Below are 1,313 nucleotides of genomic sequence, written 5' to 3'. Positions count from 1 at the left end.
CGTCCCTATGACCCGATAGGGTTGCTGGGTGGAATCCGACCTCAAGGTTATGTGCATAACCCGTTGGAATGGGTAGACCCGTTGGGGTTGGTTGGATGCCCTGATAAGCAACGTATCAAAGACAATATTGAAGCTAGTAGGAAGGCTCGGGAATCGTCTAACTTTGGCGGCTCTTCACCAACTCCAGGGAGCCGAACAAAGGAAGGCTTCATGAAAGATCATGTATCTCCAGATTCTGAAACAACACTGCATACTAAGTCACCCGGTTTTAATACCAGTAAGAAAAATAGTGATGGACAGTTCAAACGTTATGGACTGGATTCTCATGGTGGAATTAGCCCGCATGTCCATCAACCAACGAGAAATATATCGCCGAAAGATGGAACAATATATGGCGGGCAAGGTACTAAAACTAAAAATGGTGAGGTAACCTCTCCGAGCAATAAAGATATTAAGCAGTTGTATGATCATATTTATAATGGGAAATACAATCCATGAGTGAAACTGTAAAAAGATATTCTAATTTCGATTGCTCTCAGCTTATTTCTTTTAGAACTAGCGGGGTAGATGTTAATAATCTAAAGGGATTGGATTTGTTTGAGCAGATCGGGTTTAAGGTTTTAATTGATACTGATATTAAAGAAGTGAAAAAAGAATATTTTAGATGTCATGATGATGAGTTTTTCATTGAGTTTGAAGATAAGGAGTTCGTTGGTGACATTGAAGATTGGAATGATTTTGATAACCCTCCTGAGAGGGTTTTTCATTTTTCAAATAGCATTTTGAAATTAAAAGAGTTAAATGATTTACATGGTTTTAGTGTGTTTATTTCTATTTTCTCTGAATTGGGTAGGACATCTAATTGTACTATTGATATAAGTCCGGAGGAATTAATGAAAACCCTCTATTTCATGTCAAGAAGTAATTTTGATGTTTGGGTTGATAATTTAATTATGCATTTAATTGATTGATTTTTAGTAAAATCCGGAAGCGATCGCCGATCCTTCCGGATTTTTTTATTTTATGGTTTATGAGTTAGTCAGTCGCTATAAATTAATCTGCGTCTCAATAATAATCCTCCCCCGCTCAACCGTGACGGTCACGGGCATCCCGGTGATAAAGCCCGACTCTTCGAGCCAGCGGCCTTTGAGGTTGATGGCAGAGGGCGGGTTGGACTTGCCATTATGCGGGGCGTATCCCACGGTGTAGTAACGCTCTGTTCTGGCGGGTTTATTAAGTGTGACGTCTGACTTAGAATGTGCCTTAGCCATGATTAACTACTCCTGTTAGTTGCTTGTGGTGAGCGGCGTGGG

The 1,313-nt window shown here is 40.2% G+C and carries 2 protein-coding genes and 1 pseudogene; 2 read left to right on the top strand and 1 reads right to left on the bottom strand.

Annotated elements, in window-relative coordinates; genetic code table 11:
- Together H0247_RS19940 and H0247_RS19550 are read left to right on the top strand one after the other, a co-directional pair.
- Positions 1 to 498 (top strand): annotated as a pseudogene (locus H0247_RS19940) (hypothetical protein); the annotation flags it as partial.
- Positions 495 to 971 carry a hypothetical protein gene (locus H0247_RS19550; RefSeq protein WP_180744013.1) on the top strand — a complete coding sequence of 159 codons (477 nt, stop codon included), beginning with the start codon at positions 495 to 497 and terminating at the stop codon, positions 969 to 971. The pseudogene H0247_RS19940 and the gene H0247_RS19550, both read left to right, overlap by 4 nt.
- A gap of 75 nt (positions 972 to 1,046) precedes the next feature.
- Here H0247_RS19550 and H0247_RS19545 read toward each other — a convergent pair whose 3' ends face one another.
- Positions 1,047 to 1,271 carry a SymE family type I addiction module toxin gene (locus H0247_RS19545; protein ID WP_039345853.1) on the bottom strand — a complete coding sequence of 75 codons (225 nt, stop codon included), beginning with the start codon at positions 1,269 to 1,271 and terminating at the stop codon, positions 1,047 to 1,049.
- Between the last annotated feature and the right edge of the window lie 42 nt (positions 1,272 to 1,313).

The organism is Pectobacterium sp. CFBP8739 (assembly GCF_013449375.1).
Classification (GTDB): Bacteria; Pseudomonadota; Gammaproteobacteria; order Enterobacterales; family Enterobacteriaceae; genus Pectobacterium.
The sequence above is the reverse complement of the archived record's forward strand: the minus strand, read 5'-3'. Positions and strand labels throughout refer to the sequence as shown.

Coding starts and splice junctions, on each gene's coding strand:
- H0247_RS19550 (WP_180744013.1), top strand. CDS start 495: ATGAGTGAAACTGTAAAAAGATATTCTAATTTCGATTGCTCTCAGCTT.
- H0247_RS19545 (WP_039345853.1), bottom strand. CDS start 1,271: ATGGCTAAGGCACATTCTAAGTCAGACGTCACACTTAATAAACCCGCC.